Origin of the sequence: Seonamhaeicola sp. ML3 (assembly GCF_023273855.1) — a bacterium.
GTDB lineage: Bacteria > Bacteroidota > Bacteroidia > Flavobacteriales > Flavobacteriaceae > Seonamhaeicola.
The window spans coordinates 2,651,621-2,668,733 of sequence record NZ_CP096884.1 but is presented as its reverse complement, the minus strand read 5'-3'; the positions used below and the strand labels follow the sequence as shown (position 1 = coordinate 2,668,733).

Annotated in this window: 16 protein-coding genes; 9 read left to right on the top strand and 7 right to left on the bottom strand. The window is 35.6% G+C overall.

Annotated elements, in window-relative coordinates:
* Positions 1-55 precede the first annotated feature (55 nt).
* A complete protein-coding gene (gene glyA / locus M0214_RS11545; RefSeq protein WP_248722717.1) occupies positions 56-1,330 on the bottom strand; it encodes a serine hydroxymethyltransferase in 1,275 nt (424 codons plus the stop codon).
* Between the two features lie 210 nt (positions 1,331-1,540).
* On the opposite strand from glyA, the gene fahA reads away from it, so the two are divergent.
* Positions 1,541-2,824 (top strand): fumarylacetoacetase, encoded by a 1,284-nt coding sequence (fahA, locus tag M0214_RS11540; RefSeq protein WP_248722716.1) that lies wholly within the window; start codon positions 1,541-1,543, stop codon positions 2,822-2,824.
* A 523-nt stretch (positions 2,825-3,347) separates the two neighbouring features.
* A complete protein-coding gene (locus M0214_RS11535; RefSeq protein WP_248722715.1) occupies positions 3,348-4,529 on the top strand; it encodes a hypothetical protein in 1,182 nt (393 codons plus the stop codon).
* A gap of 122 nt (positions 4,530-4,651) precedes the next feature.
* Here the strand turns inward: M0214_RS11535 and M0214_RS11530 are convergent, their stop codons facing one another.
* Genes M0214_RS11530 through ytxJ form a run of 3 tightly spaced genes read right to left on the bottom strand, consistent with a single transcriptional unit; the run spans position 4,652 to position 7,138 of the window.
* Positions 4,652-6,346 carry an RluA family pseudouridine synthase gene (locus M0214_RS11530; protein ID WP_248722714.1) on the bottom strand — a complete coding sequence of 565 codons (1,695 nt, stop codon included), beginning with the start codon at positions 6,344-6,346 and terminating at the stop codon, positions 4,652-4,654.
* Positions 6,330-6,737 carry a gamma-glutamylcyclotransferase gene (locus M0214_RS11525; protein ID WP_248722713.1) on the bottom strand — a complete coding sequence of 136 codons (408 nt, stop codon included), beginning with the start codon at positions 6,735-6,737 and terminating at the stop codon, positions 6,330-6,332. The genes M0214_RS11530 and M0214_RS11525 overlap by 17 nt, the downstream gene beginning before the upstream one ends.
* A gap of 11 nt (positions 6,738-6,748) precedes the next feature.
* Positions 6,749-7,138, bottom strand: a complete 390-nt coding sequence (gene ytxJ, locus M0214_RS11520; RefSeq protein WP_248722712.1) for a bacillithiol system redox-active protein YtxJ — start codon at positions 7,136-7,138, stop codon at positions 6,749-6,751.
* 359 nt (positions 7,139-7,497) lie between these two features.
* On the opposite strand from ytxJ, the gene clpB reads away from it, so the two are divergent.
* From clpB to deoD, 7 genes are all read left to right on the top strand, one after another.
* Positions 7,498-10,104 (top strand): ATP-dependent chaperone ClpB, encoded by a 2,607-nt coding sequence (gene clpB / locus M0214_RS11515; RefSeq protein ID WP_248722711.1) that lies wholly within the window; start codon positions 7,498-7,500, stop codon positions 10,102-10,104.
* 161 nt (positions 10,105-10,265) lie between these two features.
* A complete protein-coding gene (locus M0214_RS11510; RefSeq protein WP_248722710.1) occupies positions 10,266-11,123 on the top strand; it encodes a TraB/GumN family protein in 858 nt (285 codons plus the stop codon).
* A gap of 72 nt (positions 11,124-11,195) precedes the next feature.
* Positions 11,196-11,792, top strand: coding sequence for a TetR/AcrR family transcriptional regulator (locus tag M0214_RS11505; RefSeq protein ID WP_248722709.1), 597 nt, complete (start codon positions 11,196-11,198; stop codon positions 11,790-11,792).
* Positions 11,793-11,836: 44 nt separating this feature from the next.
* Positions 11,837-12,331, top strand: a complete 495-nt coding sequence (locus tag M0214_RS11500) for a thioesterase family protein (RefSeq protein WP_248722708.1) — start codon at positions 11,837-11,839, stop codon at positions 12,329-12,331.
* Between the two features lie 260 nt (positions 12,332-12,591).
* Positions 12,592-13,239, top strand: a complete 648-nt coding sequence (gene deoC, locus M0214_RS11495; RefSeq protein WP_248722707.1) for a deoxyribose-phosphate aldolase — start codon at positions 12,592-12,594, stop codon at positions 13,237-13,239.
* A gap of 170 nt (positions 13,240-13,409) precedes the next feature.
* Positions 13,410-14,075 carry a deoxyribose-phosphate aldolase gene (gene deoC, locus M0214_RS11490; protein WP_248722706.1) on the top strand — a complete coding sequence of 222 codons (666 nt, stop codon included), beginning with the start codon at positions 13,410-13,412 and terminating at the stop codon, positions 14,073-14,075.
* Positions 14,076-14,079: 4 nt separating this feature from the next.
* Complete coding sequence (gene deoD, locus M0214_RS11485) at positions 14,080-14,778, top strand: purine-nucleoside phosphorylase (RefSeq protein WP_248722705.1); 699 nt, start codon at positions 14,080-14,082, stop codon at positions 14,776-14,778.
* Here the strand turns inward: deoD and M0214_RS11480 are convergent.
* Genes M0214_RS11480 through pxpB form a run of 3 tightly spaced genes read right to left on the bottom strand, consistent with a single transcriptional unit; the run spans position 14,764 to position 17,112 of the window.
* Positions 14,764-15,516, bottom strand: coding sequence for a DUF6503 family protein (locus M0214_RS11480; protein WP_248722704.1), 753 nt, complete (start codon positions 15,514-15,516; stop codon positions 14,764-14,766). The two genes, deoD and M0214_RS11480, sit on opposite strands and share 15 nt — an antisense overlap.
* Positions 15,513-16,388: a biotin-dependent carboxyltransferase family protein gene (locus tag M0214_RS11475; protein WP_248722703.1), complete on the bottom strand. Its 876-nt coding sequence runs from the start codon at positions 16,386-16,388 to the stop codon at positions 15,513-15,515. The genes M0214_RS11480 and M0214_RS11475 overlap by 4 nt, the downstream gene beginning before the upstream one ends.
* Positions 16,381-17,112, bottom strand: a complete 732-nt coding sequence (gene pxpB, locus M0214_RS11470; protein ID WP_248722702.1) for a 5-oxoprolinase subunit PxpB — start codon at positions 17,110-17,112, stop codon at positions 16,381-16,383. The genes M0214_RS11475 and pxpB overlap by 8 nt, the downstream gene beginning before the upstream one ends.
* Between the last annotated feature and the right edge of the window lies 1 nt (position 17,113).

The following is a 17,113-nucleotide window of genomic DNA, read 5'->3' as shown; positions in this document are numbered from 1 at the left end:
GATTTTTATTAATCTGAGATATTGCAGATTTTAGTATCGAATAATATATTTACACTTAGTCTACGAACAAAGGCCTGTCTGCCATCATAGCATTTACCTTTTCTTTAGTTGCTTCTAATAAGGCTTCATCTTCATGATTAGTTACAACTTCATCAATTAAATCAGCAATGGCCGCCATATCATCTTCTTTTAATCCACGAGTAGTTACAGCAGCAACTCCTAGACGAATACCAGAGGTTACAAATGGTGATTTATCATCGAATGGCACCATATTCTTATTAACCGTAATGTCTGCTTTTACTAATGCCTCTTCGGCTTCTTTACCAGACACATCTTTGTTCCTTAAATCTATTAACATACAGTGGTTATCTGTACCTCCAGAGATGATTTTATACCCCTTACCCACCATGGCTTGAGCTAATGCAGCTGCATTTTTCTTAACCTGTAATTGGTAATGTAAAAACTCATCTGTAAGTGCTTCACCAAAAGCAATAGCCTTAGCGGCGATAATATGCTCTAAAGGTCCGCCTTGATTTCCGGGAAAAACAGCAGAATTCAATAAAGCCGACATTTTTCGTAGCTTTCCACTTTTTAAGGTTAAACCAAATGGATTATCAAAATCTTTGCCCATTAAAATAAGACCTCCTCTTGGCCCTCTCAAAGTCTTGTGCGTAGTAGTTGTTACGATATGACAATGCGGTATAGGATCGTTTAGTATACCTTTAGCAATCATTCCTGCTGGATGCGAAATATCTGCCATTAAAATGGCACCAACACTATCGGCTATTTCTCTAAAACGCTTGAAATCTATGTCTCGAGAATATGCAGAAGCCCCAGCAATAATTAATTTTGGTTGCTCTGCAGTAGCAATCTCTTGAATTTTATCGTAATTTAAAACACCTGTTTCCTCTTCTACGCCATAAAACACAGGGTTGTATAATTTACCGGAAAAGTTTACAGGAGACCCATGAGTTAAATGCCCACCATGAGAAAGGTCGAAACCTAAAATCTTATCTCCTGGTTTGATACAAGCTGCAAAAACTGCGGTGTTAGCCTGACTACCAGAGTGTGGCTGTACATTAACATATTCGGCACCAAACAATTCTTTTGCTCTATCTATAGCTAATTGTTCAATTTCATCAACCACTTCACAACCGCCATAATAACGCTTTCCAGGGTATCCTTCGGCATATTTATTAGTTAAAACAGAACCTGCTGCTTCCATAACTTGGTCGCTAACAAAGTTTTCTGAGGCGATAAGTTCTATACCGTGTAATTGACGCTCTTTTTCAGCTTCAATAAGTTCAAAAATTTGTTCGTCGCGTTGCATAAAATTAAATTATGATTAATTATCCGGCAAAAATAGCAAATAGAATAGTTTTAAACACCAAAAAACATAGAATTAAGTTCAAGTTTTAAACGATTTTATTAACGGTTTTTTAAATTTTAAATTTTAACAGATTTAAAACACTTTTAATGAGAATATGGAAAAAAATACGTACGTTTGAGTGGAAACCCCTAACAAAATAATCTATTAATTATGCCATTATCAGCTAACAATCCCGATAGAGAATCATGGTTACATGTCGATAAAAATTCAGATTTTCCAATTCAAAACATCCCTTTTGGCGTGTTTTTAACCCGAGACGATATTATCACCATTGGAACACGTATTGGAGACACTGCAATAGATCTAGGTGCACTACACCAACTGGGTTATTTTGAAGGCATTGCCTTAACAGATGACATCTTTCTACAAGACACGCTCAATGATTTTATTGCAGACGGAAGAAAAACATGGCGAGCCGTAAGAAATCGCATAGCTGAAATTTTTGATGCTGAAAACAACAGCTTGAAAAACAATGTAAAACATAAGGAAATTGTATTGTTTAGATTAGATGAAATTGAAATGCAATTGCCTATTCAAATTGGTGATTATACCGATTTTTATTCAAGCAAAGAGCACGCTACTAATGTGGGGTCAATGTTCAGAGACCCTGAAAATGCCTTATTACCAAATTGGTTACACATTCCTGTGGGGTATCACGGCAGGAGTTCATCTATTATTCCATCTGGAATACCAGTGCACAGGCCACAAGGCCAAACCTTGCCTAAGGGTGCTACTGAACCCGTTTTTGGACCGAGTAGATTGGTAGATTTTGAATTGGAAATGGCCTTTATTACCACAGACGCCAATGATTTAGGAGAGCCTATTCCTGTAAATGAAGCAGAAGAATACATTTTCGGATTGGTATTGTTTAACGATTGGAGTGCCCGAGATATTCAAAAATGGGAATATGTGCCGTTGGGACCGTTCCTAGCTAAAAATTTTGCATCGTCCATTTCTCCATGGATTGTTACTTTAGATGCTCTTGAGCCTTATCGTGTTGAGGGGCCAAAACCCATAAAACCACAGTTAGAATACCTACAATATAAAAGCAAGAAGAGTTTTGATATTAATCTAGAGGTAGCCATTCAACCAAAAGGTGCTAAAGAAACTGTGGTCACTAAATCTAATTTCAAATACATGTACTGGAATATGTCACAACAATTGGCTCACCATACCGTAAATGGGTGTCCGGTGAATTCTGGTGATATGATGGGTAGCGGTACAATTTCGGGACCAACAGAAGATAGCTACGGTTCTATGCTTGAACTCACTTGGAAAGGCGAAAAACCCATCTCCATGAAAGATGGCACCAAGCGTAAATTCATCAACGACCATGATACCGTTATTATGCGTGGTTACTGTGAAAATGATGGCACCCGAATTGGTTTTGGTGAAGTAAAAACGGAGTTGTTGCCAGTTTTCTCGAAAAAGTAAATCCAAGTTTACCCAAGGAAATCATTAGTTCCAAAATAAATAAAGTTTTGAACTAAAAATTACTTCTCGATACATCACGCTCTTAAGCGTGACACTCGAAGTGACAGTTTGTATTGTCGGCTAAAACCTTGGATTAGCAAAGAGGAAAAACTTTGGAGTAAACAAGAATCCAAAAAGATAGTCTAGTCCAAAATTCCGACATAGTCGGAAGCATCAAAATTCAGAAATAGAGAACGAAGAAATGGAAGTGCGAAGCGCAGCTTCAAGCATGGAATTTCGAAAGTGAATGGTGCTTTAGCAATTTCCTATATTTTGATTTGATTTTTTGATTCGTTTTGTATCAAGACAAAATGAATAATAAAACATAGCAAATTAATGAATATTACATTATATCGTAATATTTAACTTTCAAAAACAACATTCTCCACTCTTTTAATCGTATTTTTTTGTGTTTAACTAGTATGGTTAATATTTTGGCATCACTATTGAATTGGTTACCCCAAATAACCTAAAATTTTAACCTATGAAGAAACTACTACTTTTTTCTACTGTCATTTCATTGTTGTTTGCTTGTAGCGCTAAAAAGCAAGTAGAACAAGCTGTCAATACAGGTAATTACGACCATGCCATTAGAACAGCACTTAACAAACTAAGAACTAATAAGGACAAAAAACGTAAATACGACTACGTTATAATGCTTCAAAATGCATATTACAAAGTAGTTGAGCGTGATTTAAACACGATTGACCATCTTAAAAAAGACAACAACCCAGAACTATACCGTGATATTTTTGAACTATATACCGATTTACACAATAGACAAGAAGCCATTAAACCTATCTTGCCTTTATATGTAGATGGCAAAAACATCACATTTAAGTTTAACGATTACAGTAACGATATTGTTGAAGCCAAAACAAAACTTTCAGACCATTTGTATGAAAGAGGCATTGCACTTTTAGAATCTGATGATAAACCTACCATTAGAGAAGCCTACAACAACTTAGAATACTTAGAGCAAATAAATCCTAATTTTGAAACCACACGAGAACTTTTACAAGAAGCTCATGAGAGAGGTATAAACTACGTGTTAGTTTCTATTAACAATCAAACACAGCAAGTTATTCCTAGGCGTTTGGAAGCTGATTTACTGAATTTTGACACTTACGGATTAAACCAATTCTGGACAGTTTATCATGCCTCACCTGCAGAAGACATTGTATACGATTATACCATGCAACTCCAGTTAAAACGCATAAATATTTCTCCAGAACGTATTAGGGAACGTGAGTTCATTAGAGAACGTGATATCGTTGATGGCTGGGAGTATAAAAAAGACCCTAAGGGCAATGCTGTAAAAGATAGTTTAGGTAACTATATAAAAATTGATAAGATTGTAAAAGTACGCGCAAGATATAACGAGTTTATTCAAACCAAGGAATCTCAAATTATTGCCGATGTGGTCTATGCCGATTTAAAATCGAATCAGTTACTTGATAAGTTCTCTTTTGATAGCGGTTTTGTATTCGAAAATGTATTCGCCAGATACAGGGGTGACAAACGTGCTTTAAACAAGCAAGACAGACAGTTGTTAAACAATGCTAGAGTCCCATTCCCTACTAGTGAACAAATGATTTTTGATACTGGTGAAGACCTCAAGTTAAAACTCAAAAACGTAATCGCTAGACAACGATTTAATGGATAAAGAAACGCCCGACTGAGTCGGGCGTTATGTATTTCGGTTGCTATTAATCTAAATTAGGTTAGATATTTATAGTATAACTATGGTTTAGACTGTAAGAAATAATAAAGGTTTAAAACAACTATTTAAAAAGGTACTTTACAGGTAATCTCCATATTTTTTTTAGTCACAGGATGCTCAAAACTGATATATTCAGCATGAAGGTGTAAGCGTTCTCCTTTGGTTCCGTAAAGGTCATCACCCAAAATAGGTGTTTTCAAACCATTTTGATGTGCCGCATGTACCCGTAACTGATGTGTACGCCCTGTAATTGGGTAAAAATGGATTCTAGTTTTACCATGTTCTACTTTCAAAACTTCAAACTTAGTCTTGGCAGGTTTACCATGCTCACAACATACCAGCTGTTGCGGCCTATTATCTAAGTCTACCCGTAGCGGCAAATCAATCTCCCCACTTTGTTGATCTAATTCTCCATCTAAAAGCGCTACATAACGCTTTTTAACAGTACGCTTTATAAATTGTTTTTGCAGGTTTTTATGGGTCTTTTCATTCTTTGCCACTAGTAACAAACCTGAAGTAGACATATCTAAACGATGCACAAGCAAAGGTCCTGAACACTCTGGTAAATATTGCTGCATTTTAGTCTGTACCGAATCTAAAATGGTTTTCCCGGGAACCGATAAAAACTCATGAGGCTTGTTGACCAAAAGTAGAAAATCATCCTCATAAACGATTTCCAAAGGGTTTGAATGACTTTTAACCTCTAAAATAGGATTGTCCTCAACGTTTAATCCAACCATCATGTGTCCTAAAATAGGTTCACATTTACTACGGCATGCCGGATAATAATGTTTGTGCCTACGTACCTCAGATTTAGGTGAGGCCCCCCACCAAAATTCGGCCATAACAACAGGTTCTAAATGATGTTCGTAGGCATACTGAAATAGTTTAGGCGCAGCACATTCACCAGCCCCTGCGGGTGGTACCCTGACAGTAGTATCCTTAAATATTTCTAGTAAATCCTTAGTTTCTCCATTGGCATTTAAAAACGCATACTGCTCGTGCAAACGCTTTTGTAGTGCAGCAGATTGTAAACGGCGTTTTTCTTTAAGGGTATCTATTTCGGTTTGAATATACTTTAGGCGTATTTCGGCAGTTTCAATCTTAGTTTTCCATTCGGTTTTTAAATCCTTCAACCTAAAATGATAGTAGATACTTTGCTTTTTTAAATCCTCAAGGAGGTTTTCATAATCGCTTGAGGATAAATTTAATATCTCCGATTCCCTAAGGGCTTTGCGTTCTTGTTTCTTGGTTTTTATTGTCGATTTCAAATCGGTTAGTGCGATTTGATAATCTTCCAAATGAGATTGTAAAGCCTTTTTTGCTTTCAGGTAATCTTCAGACGATTCTAAAGTTTCAATCTTTCGATTAAGAGCATTTAACCCCTGCTCTCCTTTTTTATAAAACCCTTTCGGATTTAAGGTATCATAAACTGTTGGCACAAAACCTTTTAAATCGTTACGTTCTCCCAACTTTCCAGAAAATGCCGCCAAATACCCAAGGGTAGCGTCTATTTTCTTAACAACCATAACCCCAAACATCTTCCCAATAACTAATCCTTCGTCTTCTGAACTAAGTCCAAAATTATGGCTGAAATCGCTTTGATTTTCTAAATAATGTTGCAAATCCTTGGCCGCTAGAATACTCAATTCATGAGGTTCGTAATAAAACGGAAACGTGAACTGCTCGGGTAAAGATACACCTTCAACCTGTTCAAGCGGATGAAAAAAAGTATCGGTAAAACTATGGTTTTGTTTCATTTAGAAAATCACCAGAAGGTATACGTGTTTCACCTTCTATATTTTGGTTGTAAAGATACACCCATGCTTTATAAGAAGCGTCATTTTCGTCGTAAATTGTAACCAATTGCCTTGTAAACAAACTCGATTCTAAATCATTGGCATCATACCCTTCATAATCATCTAAAGCAGATAGTGTTGCTTCTGTATTAGTCAACTTAATACATGTGCCGTGTACCTTATTAGAGGTATCATCACTTAAAATCGCTCCAGGAAACCAAGAAATTTTGTAGAGTTTTCCGAAGAAATAGGCTTTACCTTTTACTTTGGAATGAGCTGCTAAAAATCTAGACATGTCGTTATCTGCATTTTGTAGCAACGTTCCATAAACAAAAAGAAAATCGGAATTCAAAGTATAACTATTTATAGAAAACTACTTAAATCTATGGTGTTTATTTGACCATGAGAGGCGTGTTCTACTGTTCTTCCATTTTTTATGACCAAAAGTTGAGGCGATTCGTGCATCACCTGAAATTTGTAACCAACTTCATCAGAAACAGGTCTATAACTTAATAGGTCCAAAAAGTATAAATCAATATCGTCCTCACTTAAATTATAAGCGTCTACAAACTGGTTTAAAACCATTCTACTAATGCCACAACGTGTAGAATGCTTAAAGATAACTTGTGTTTTTTGTCTTGATTTATCTTCTATATCCTGCAATTGCGAGATATTATTCAAGGCAATCCAAGGTAAAATCTTTTCTTCCTTGGGTGCACTCGAACTTCCAAAAATTTTATTAATTAGTCCCATATAATTCTTTTTCTTTTTTTGGCGTTCCCTATCGGTCGGGCTTTACACTATATCTTTTTAAACGTCATTGCGAAGTAAATTTCTAATTTACTATGGCAATCTCTTAGTCGATAAGAGATTACTTCGTCATACTTCCTCGTAATGACGACCAATTTGCTTAAGTTTAAAAAGGATGCCGTTGCAATCCCTAACGCACCACTGTTATGTGCTTACTTAAGCCTATAAGTCGAAACTTATTTCAAATCTTACAAACTGACTAAAAGTCACTAAAACAAGGGCTTGAACCGACATTTTGTCTTACAATTCCCATTGGTAAGGTTATTGACAAAATGAAGATGTAAAGAAAACAATTTTAAGCTATGAACTTTAATAATTATACCATAAAATCACAAGAAGCCATACAACAAGCACAACAAATAGCGCAAAGTTATGGCCACCAACAAATAGAGAACGAACATATTTTTAAAGCCCTTTTTGAGGTTGACGAAAACGTTCTGCCTTTTATTTTAAAGAAGTTAAATGTAAATGTTCCTGTCCTTAAACAGGCTCTAGACAAACAACTAGAAAGTTTTGCTAAAGTTAGCGGAAGTGAGCTTATGCTATCACGCGAGGCCGGCAAAGCATTAAATGAAGCCTCTATTATCGCAAAAAAAATGAAAGACGATTTTGTGTCTGTTGAGCATTTAATCATCGCTGTTTTTAAATCGAAAAGTAAAATAGCGCAAATGCTAAAAGACCAGGGCGTAACCGAAAAATCATTGAATGCCAGTATTGAAGAATTGCGTAAAGGCAACAGGGTGACTTCTCAAAGTCAAGAGGACACTTATAACTCTTTGAGTAAATATGCCAAAAACCTGAATCAGTTGGCCAAAGATGGTAAACTAGATCCCGTAATTGGTAGAGACGAAGAAATCCGTAGGATTCTTCAAATTTTGTCTCGTAGAACCAAGAACAACCCTATTTTGGTAGGTGAACCCGGAACGGGTAAAACCGCTATTGCCGAAGGATTAGCCCATAGAATTATAGACGGCGATATTCCAGAAAACCTTAAAGACAAACAGATTTTTGCCTTAGATATGGGCGCTTTAATTGCTGGCGCAAAATATAAAGGTGAATTCGAGGAGCGCTTAAAAGCAGTTATCAAGGAAGTAACAACTAGTGAAGGCGACATAGTATTGTTCATCGATGAAATCCATACACTTGTTGGTGCAGGTGGCGGACAAGGCGCCATGGATGCGGCCAATATCCTAAAACCGGCATTGGCGCGGGGAGAATTGAGAGCCATTGGAGCCACTACCCTAGATGAATATCAAAAATACTTTGAAAAGGATAAAGCATTAGAGCGCCGTTTTCAAAAAGTATCTGTTGATGAGCCTGATACCGAAAGTGCTATTTCTATCCTCAGAGGAATTAAGGAAAAGTATGAGACGCATCATAAAGTAAGAATTAAAGATGAAGCGATTATTGGGGCCGTAGAGTTATCTACGCGATATATCACAAACAGATTTTTACCAGATAAGGCCATCGATTTAATGGATGAAGCCGCTTCTAAACTCCGAATGGAAATAAATTCCAAACCAGAAGAGCTAGATGTTCTAGATAGAAAAATCATGCAGTTAGAAATTGAAATTGAAGCCATTAAACGCGAGAAAGATGAAGCTAAGTTGAAATCGTTGCGTTCCGATTTAGCTAACTTGAAAGAAGCGAGAAACGAAATTAATGCCAAATGGAAAAGCGAAAAAGAAGTTGTGGACAACATCCAAAATATAAAACAGGATATTGAAAATTATAAACTAGAAGCCGAACGCGCAGAGCGTGATGGTGATTACGGGAAAGTGGCCGAGCTAAGATACGGGAAAATAAAAGAAGCCCAAGAAGCTCTTGAAGGCTACCAAAAGCAATTGCAAGCACAACAAGAAAACGCTTTGATAAAAGAAGAGGTTACTTATGAAGATATTGCAGAAGTTGTGGCCAAATGGACCGGGATTCCTGTTACAAAAATGATTCAGAGTGAACGCGAAAAGCTATTAAAACTAGAAGATGAATTACACAAGCGTGTCGTTGGTCAAGAGGAAGCCATTGTTGCAGTTAGTGATGCGGTAAGACGAAGTAGAGCCGGTTTGCAGAACCCACAAAAACCCATTGGTACATTCTTATTCCTTGGAACCACGGGAGTTGGTAAAACCGAACTGGCAAAAGCTTTAGCAGAGTATCTTTTTGATGACGAAAATGCCTTAACACGAATAGATATGAGTGAATACCAAGAGCGTCATGCGGTGAGCAGATTGGTCGGCGCACCTCCAGGATACGTAGGCTACGATGAAGGCGGGCAATTAACAGAAGCTGTTCGCAGAAAACCATATTCGGTTGTGTTGTTAGATGAAATAGAAAAGGCACATCCAGATACGTTTAACATCTTACTTCAGGTTTTAGATGAAGGAAGGTTAACCGATAATAAAGGGCGTGTCGCAGATTTTAAAAACACGATCATAATCATGACGTCTAATATGGGAAGCCATATCATTCAAGAGAAATTTGAAGCGGTCAAGGACTTAGAAACAGCAATGGAATCTGCCAAAATAGAAATTATTGGTTTGTTAAAACAAAGTGTTAGACCAGAATTCTTAAACAGAATTGACGATACTATTATGTTTACGCCACTTTCAAAAGAAAACATCATAGACATTGTAGGTTTACAACTTAAAGGTGTTACAAAAATGATAGCACAACAAGGCATTACCTTTGATGCAACACAAGAAGCTATAACGTACTTAGCAGACAAGGGGTTCAATCCCGAATATGGTGCCAGACCAGTAAAGCGTGTTATTCAAAAAGAAGTGCTTAACGCCTTGAGTAAAGAAATACTAGCTGGAAAAGTAACCACAGATAGTATTATTTTACTCGATGCTTTTGATGACAAATTGGTATTTAGAAACCAAGGTGACTTGGTTTCCGAAAAATTATAAAAACAATAACAAAAACTATTGTAACATTTCTTTGTTTCGATAGTCTATTATAGTAGGTTGGTTAGTTGAAAAGCAACGTGATTCTTTAATTAGAAGATCGTTGCTTTTTTTTGTAACAAATTATATTGAAACGATACTTATAAGCCAAAATCAATTTACTTATGAAATTAAAATTATCAGTATTCGCACTAGCATTAATTTCTGTACTTGCTGTTAATGCTCAAGAACTAGAAAGCTCAACACTTTGGAAAATAAGTGGAAACGGATTGGAACAACCTTCTTATTTATTTGGTACTATTCACATTACCTGTGATGCTTCAATTGATGAAGACGTTCAAAAAGCACTAGATGAAACCTCTCAGGTAGTTTTAGAAATAGATATGGATGACCCAGCGCTTCAATCTAAAATGATGACAGGTATGTACATGAAAGAAGGAAAGACCATAAAAGATTTCGTTTCTAAGGAAGATTATACTGCTGTAGATTCTTTATTCATAAAGAATATGGGTATGGGCATTAAAATGATTGAAAACGTAAAGCCTTTCTTTTTAATGGCTATGCTTTATCCCAAAATGATTGACTGCCCCATGCAATCTTTCGAAATGTCATTAGTTCAAGTAGCTAAAGCACAAAACGAAGAGATTAAAGGTTTAGAAACCATTGAAGAGCAACTTCAAGTATTCGAGGATATACCTTATGAAGCACAAATTGAAGATTTGGTAAAAATGGCGAAAGACGACCTTTCAGCAGATAAGGCTAAGTTTGCCGAAATGCTAAAAATATACGATAGCGAAAATGTTTCTAAACTATACAATCTAATTAAAGATGACAGTAGTGTCGTGGCAACTTACGAAGATGAACTGTTAGTAAAAAGAAACAAAAATTGGATTCCCAAAATTGCTGAATACTCCAAAGAACAACCCACATTTTATGGTGTTGGCGCTGGTCACTTAGGAGGTGAAAATGGTGTTATAAACTTATTAAGAGAGGCTGGCTATACGGTTACTGCGTTTCAATAAAAACTCAATAAACTTAATTACATATAGTCAAAATATACCAATTGGTATATTTTGACTATATTTGTTTTAAATATGATTACAAAAGCAGCAATAACATCACAATATATTATTGAAACGGTAGCACCCATTTTCAATAAAAATGGGTATGCTGCAACGAGCTTGAGTGATATTACCAAAGCTACTGGTTTAACAAAGGGTGCCATTTATGGTAATTTTAAAAACAAAGAAGAACTAGCTTATGCCGCTTTTAAATATATGGTTAACACCATAATGAAACCTTTAACCGATCATTTAAGTTTAAGTGACTCTCCCCTACAAAAACTGTTTCTTATTACCGACTTTTACAGAAACTACTACCCACTAACTCTACCATTAGGTGGATGTCCGGTTATTAATATTGGGGTTGATGCTAACCATAGTAATTCCTTACTTCTTAAAAAGGTCAGGAACCTTATTCAGCGTATTCAAGACCAATTGTGCAGCATTATAGAAAGTGGTATTGAAGCGCACGAAATATCTTCAGAGATTAATGCCATGCAATATGCAAAACGTATAGACACCATGATACAGGGTGCTATATTTATGGCCTACACTATGGATGATGAATTTTACATAAAAGACACCATGAATCAAATAGACCAAATGATTCATAACGAATTAAAAGTATAATTTTTTTAAATAATAATATACCAATCGGTATAAATTCACTAAGCATGACCCAATTACCTAAAGTATTAGAAAGTAAGACCAAAATTCGATTTCAGGATTGTGACCCATTTAATCATTTAAATAACAGCAGTTATCTCAATTATTTTATGAATCATCGCGAAGATGAACTTATAAAAAAGTACGATATCGATATTTACAAACTAGCAAGATCTATTGGCAAAAGTTGGGTGTCTAGTACCAATCAAATAGCCTATTTAAAACAGGCGTTATTGATGGAAACCGTTTGCATTCAATCACAATTAATTCACTTTAACGAAAGTGAACTTAAGGTAGAAATGCGTATGTATAATGAAGATAAAACACAATTAAAGGCTGTTTTGTGGGGAACTTTTGTTCATTTTAATCTCTTAAAGCAAAAAAGAGAAACACACTCCAAAGCATTCATGGACCTTTTCGAATCGGTAAATAACCCTGTAAACGAAACAATTTTTGAAGATCGTCTATTGCATTTAAAACCAAAACTTATTAAACGTGATTAGGAATCTATCCAAATCATTAAAAGCCTAAAAACACGCTTAAAAACAAAAAAATCGGCCTAAAAGCAATAAACTGAAAATAAATGAGTTAATTTTTTTACAGATGTAGTTCATCGAAAAAATATTTTTAAAGTCTTTTTTAATCTAAAAAATTTATAATTTGGTCAAGGAATGTAACCCCAAACATTACATTCTCTTTTATTGATTGATAGCTATATTCTTGTTTTGTAAAAGCAAGAATAATTTTAAAACCTACTTATACCATGAACATATTTCAAGTCATTGAATTTACCCAACTACACCCTAAAACTACAGAAAGAGACATTATTGATCTTTGTAATGAGGCAAGAGACCATGAAGCACATTCCGTGTGCGTAAACAGTTGTTTTGTACCTTTAGTAAAGCAACTTTTAACAGGTAGTGATGTAAAAATTGCGTCTACTATTGGTTTTCCTTTTGGAGCCACAGATACCGATTCTAAAATACATGAGGCCAAAACAGCCATAAAAAATGGTGCCAACGAAATTGATATGGTCATCAATTTAGGGTATCTAAAAAGCAAGAACTACGTGTCTGTACTAAAAGATATTACCGATGTAAAATTAGCCATTGGAGATACACCTCTAAAAGTTATTTTGGAAATTTCGGAGCTAAACAAAAATGAAGTTATCAAAGCCTGTCAAATTTGTTTAGACGCTAATGTAGATTTTATAAAAACATCGAGTGGTTTCACAAAAAACGGCGCCACGTTAACTGTTGTCAAAATCATCAAGAAAACCGTAAAAAATCAAATAAAAATTTGTGCTTTCGATGGTATTGATGATATAGAGACTGCCGATAAGTACCTAGAAGTTGGCGTAAATAGAGTTGGTGTTCCAATAGGATTTAGAGTCCATAGACTGTCTGCATAAACAAAAACTAAATATAAACTATCTAAAGCTATTTGAGATTTTCAAATAGCTTTTTTATTCCTACCCATAACTGACTATTATCATTGTTTCCATACTGCATAATCTTGCATATTAGCGTAATGGGACAACACCGTTTATTTCAAAATAAATAGTTTAACTTTAGCAGGACTTTGAAACTTTTAAATACATATATAGACCATACGCTACTTAAGGCAACTGCTACAAAGCAAGATATTGTTAATCTCTGTAATGAAGCTAAACAATACCGCTTCTTTTCGGTGTGTGTAAACAGTTGTTATGTGGCTTTGGCCAAAGAGGAATTAAAAGATTCTGATGTAAAGGTATGCACAGTCGTTGGGTTTCCATTAGGCGCCATGTCCACAACAGCAAAAGTTGCCGAAACTGAAGCCGCTTTAAATGATGGTGCCGATGAGATTGACATGGTTATCAATATAGGCCTTTTAAAAAGCAAGGATTTTGATGCTGTATGGAAGGATATAGAAGCTGTAAAAGCCTGTATGAACGGTCAAATTCTGAAAGTGATTTTAGAAACTTGTTATCTCGAAGAGCTGGAAATTATCAAAGCTAGTGAATTAGCCATACAATGCGGTGCCGATTTTATTAAAACCTCAACCGGATTTGGTACAGGAGGTGCAACAGTACAAGATGTTAAACTAATGAAAAGTGTTTGCAAAATGTGTGTTAGCATAAAAGCCTCTGGTGGTATTAGAGATACAAAAACGGCCCTTGAATACATAAATTTGGGTGTTAACCGTTTGGGTACTTCATCTGGTATAGCCATTATTGAGGGTACATCTTCAAAATCTAATTACTAAGATAATGAGCGTACACATAGAAGCTAAAAAAGGGGATATAGCCGAAACTATTTTACTTCCTGGAGATCCATTAAGAGCTAAATGGATTGCAGAAACTTTTTTCGATAACCCTGTGTGTTTTAATGAAGTTAGAGGTATGCTTGGGTATACAGGCTCTTACAATGGCAAACCAATCTCTGTAATGGGTACGGGAATGGGGGTGCCATCTATTTCTATATATGTACACGAATTAATAAACGAATACGGTGTAAAAAACCTTATTCGCGTTGGAAGTGCGGGGTCTTACCAAAAACACGTAAAGATTAGAGATGTTGTATTAGCTATGGCTGCGTCTTCTAACTCAGGACTAAACGAATTACGTTTTAATGGCGCAGACTATGCCCCAACAGCAAATTTTGAATTGTTTCAAAAAGCGGTTGAAGCCGCAAAAAATAAAAATATCCCTATTAAAGCAGGAAATATTTTTACCTCGGATGAATTTTATGCCGACGACTTCGAGTCTTACAAAAAATGGTCAAAGTTTGGAGTCTTGTGCGTAGAAATGGAAACTGCTGGTTTGTATACCATCGCATCTAAATATGATGTTCATGCACTGAGTATATTAACAATTTCCGATTCGCTAGTAACTGGGGATAAACTGTCGAGTAAGGATCGTGAAACCAGTTTTAAAGATATGATTGAAATCGCCCTAGAATTGGCCTAACGTTACATTAACATCTTCCAGTTCTATTTTTGAAACTAGTTTTAATTCATCATTTTGAAATAAGACTTCAATATCATCTAAAATGGCATTTTCATTTTTTGGGCCATAATTATTATAATCCACAAAACGAACACCTTTAATAAAGCGTTCGTTGTATACTTCTCTAAATCGCAATCCTACTCCATGAGACTCTTCATAGGAATACGCTAAATAATCAACTTTAAAAGTAGCGGTGTCAAAGAAATATAGAAAGACATCTTCAAAGTCCTCTCCGCCTCCGTCTTCGTTAAAAGTGATTTTAATTTTATGATATTCTTTCCCCTTAATTTTAACTTTTTTTAGGTAGGTTTTATTAACCGCCTTACCGTTTAATCCATAGGGCAATACAGAAAAATAATGCACCGAATTTACCGAAGCCAAATACCTTGTCACCATACTATCAGGTATTTTAGTAGTCGCACCATTTATAAATCTCTTAAAACCATCATTACTCAAACAATCGGTAATGGTATCAGTATAGCTTGTGAAATTTCTACATAACTTAAACGTTCCAGAATTCCTGATAGCAGTGTAGTTTATATTCCGAAATTCAAAATCTATTTTTGACTGCTCAATAAGTACTCCACCAGATTTTTCTATGGATTTAGTAACAATCTCATCTGCAGATAAAGGTTTTAACGTATCACACCCAAAAAGAATAAGAGCGCCTATGTAAAATAAAACTATTCTTATTGTCATAATCCCATATTTATTAGCGCTTTATATTCATGTAAAACAAATTGAATGGCCTGTCCAGTGAACTTTTGAGACACGGTATTGATTGCCGATTCTTTGAGTTGCAACACACGTGGATATCCTCCAGTAGTTTGGCAATCTCGCATTAATACAATGAGTTTTCCTGAGGGCGTTAACTGAACTGTACCGGGAAGTACCAAGGAGGTAATAATAGGTTTTAGATGATTCTCTAAAACTTCATCTAACTGATAAGCCATCCTATTATTATCTTTAGATATAGTAAATCTCGTATTGAACAGAAGACTTTTTTGTACTTCGGAAAGCTTATCGAACTCGGGGCCTTTGAGCACTTCTATTTTTTCTGTAAGTATATAATCATGTTGCATTTTAATAGCAGCATGATGTTCTAAGGTAATAGCGTCCTGAGGAGCAATATCTAAAATATTGTTTTTCTCTATTTTAGAAGTTTGGGTTATACCTTGATACATGCTACGACTATTCAAAATTTGCTCGGTTTTAAAACCTCCCGAAACTGCCAAATACGTTCTAAATCCGAAGTTTAATTTTCCAAAAGATAAAATATCACCTTTTTTGACTGAAACCAATTTGTTTGTTGGAACTTCAGTGCCATTTAATTTTGGGGACATATCAGCACCAGAGACACAAACCGATGTATGACACTGAAACTCTAGCTTAGGGCCAACCATTGTAATTTCTAAAACTGGAGACCCTTTTGGGTTTCCCAAAATAGCATTGGCAAAGGAGGCTGCTTGCCTATCCATAACTCCCGAAATAGGCACACCGTAGGCTTGAACCCCAAACCTCCCAAAGTCTTGAACAGAAGTATACAATCCTGGGTGTAATACCTTAATCAAGAATCACCTCACTTTCTATTTGATATACACCAGCTTTGACTAAAACCTGTATATCGGCATGCTCCTTTTTAGAAACAGAATAAAATTGAATTTGGTCCCCAGCTGATGCAAAACAGGGTGATTCCTTTTCAACATTAAAAAAATGTATTGGAGAATTACCTATAATGTTCCAACCTCCAGGACTAGCACTGGGATAAACACCTGTCTGTTCTCCACCAATAGCCACAGCTCCCCGCTCAATTTTTAAACGTGGTGTAGCCTTTCTTGGTGTGTAAAGTGCTTTATCCAAACCTCCTAAGTATAGAAAGCCTGGTAAAAACCCAATGAAATAAACGGTATAGCTTGTTTGAGTGTGAATCTTGATGACCTCATTGACCGAAAAACCTTTTTCTTTTGCTAATTCTTCAATATCAATACCAAAATCAATATCATAACAAACAGGAATTTTCCATAGTTTGCAATCTGGATTGGCATTAAACTTATCTGTTTTATAGATACGCTTTAAATCTTCAATTTCATATTCAAACCCAATCATGGATTCTTCATAAGTTACTAATAATGAATTATATGCATGATTTACCTGAGATATTGGTTTACTACTACTTTTCTGAATATTCGATTTGAAATTTAAAACATCGGTTAGTATATCTTTATGTGTTTTTTGAGGCCATTCAATTAAAATAGACCTTTCTCCAAAAGGTTTATAGGTTAGTTGATAAGACATA

What these genes read in the sequence shown, in the direction of transcription:
- glyA (WP_248722717.1), bottom strand. Translation starts at nt 1,330, where the DNA reads ATGCAACGCGACGAACAAATTTTTGAACTTATTGAAGCTGAAAAAGAG.
- fahA (WP_248722716.1), top strand. Translation starts at nt 1,541, where the DNA reads ATGCCATTATCAGCTAACAATCCCGATAGAGAATCATGGTTACATGTC.
- M0214_RS11535 (WP_248722715.1), top strand. Translation starts at nt 3,348, where the DNA reads ATGAAGAAACTACTACTTTTTTCTACTGTCATTTCATTGTTGTTTGCT.
- M0214_RS11530 (WP_248722714.1), bottom strand. Translation starts at nt 6,346, where the DNA reads ATGAAACAAAACCATAGTTTTACCGATACTTTTTTTCATCCGCTTGAA.
- ytxJ (WP_248722712.1), bottom strand. Translation starts at nt 7,138, where the DNA reads ATGGGACTAATTAATAAAATTTTTGGAAGTTCGAGTGCACCCAAGGAA.
- clpB (WP_248722711.1), top strand. Translation starts at nt 7,498, where the DNA reads ATGAACTTTAATAATTATACCATAAAATCACAAGAAGCCATACAACAA.
- M0214_RS11510 (WP_248722710.1), top strand. Translation starts at nt 10,266, where the DNA reads ATGAAATTAAAATTATCAGTATTCGCACTAGCATTAATTTCTGTACTT.
- M0214_RS11505 (WP_248722709.1), top strand. Translation starts at nt 11,196, where the DNA reads ATGATTACAAAAGCAGCAATAACATCACAATATATTATTGAAACGGTA.
- M0214_RS11500 (WP_248722708.1), top strand. Translation starts at nt 11,837, where the DNA reads ATGACCCAATTACCTAAAGTATTAGAAAGTAAGACCAAAATTCGATTT.
- deoC (WP_248722707.1), top strand. Translation starts at nt 12,592, where the DNA reads ATGAACATATTTCAAGTCATTGAATTTACCCAACTACACCCTAAAACT.
- deoD (WP_248722705.1), top strand. Translation starts at nt 14,080, where the DNA reads ATGAGCGTACACATAGAAGCTAAAAAAGGGGATATAGCCGAAACTATT.
- M0214_RS11480 (WP_248722704.1), bottom strand. Translation starts at nt 15,516, where the DNA reads ATGACAATAAGAATAGTTTTATTTTACATAGGCGCTCTTATTCTTTTT.
- pxpB (WP_248722702.1), bottom strand. Translation starts at nt 17,112, where the DNA reads ATGTCTTATCAACTAACCTATAAACCTTTTGGAGAAAGGTCTATTTTA.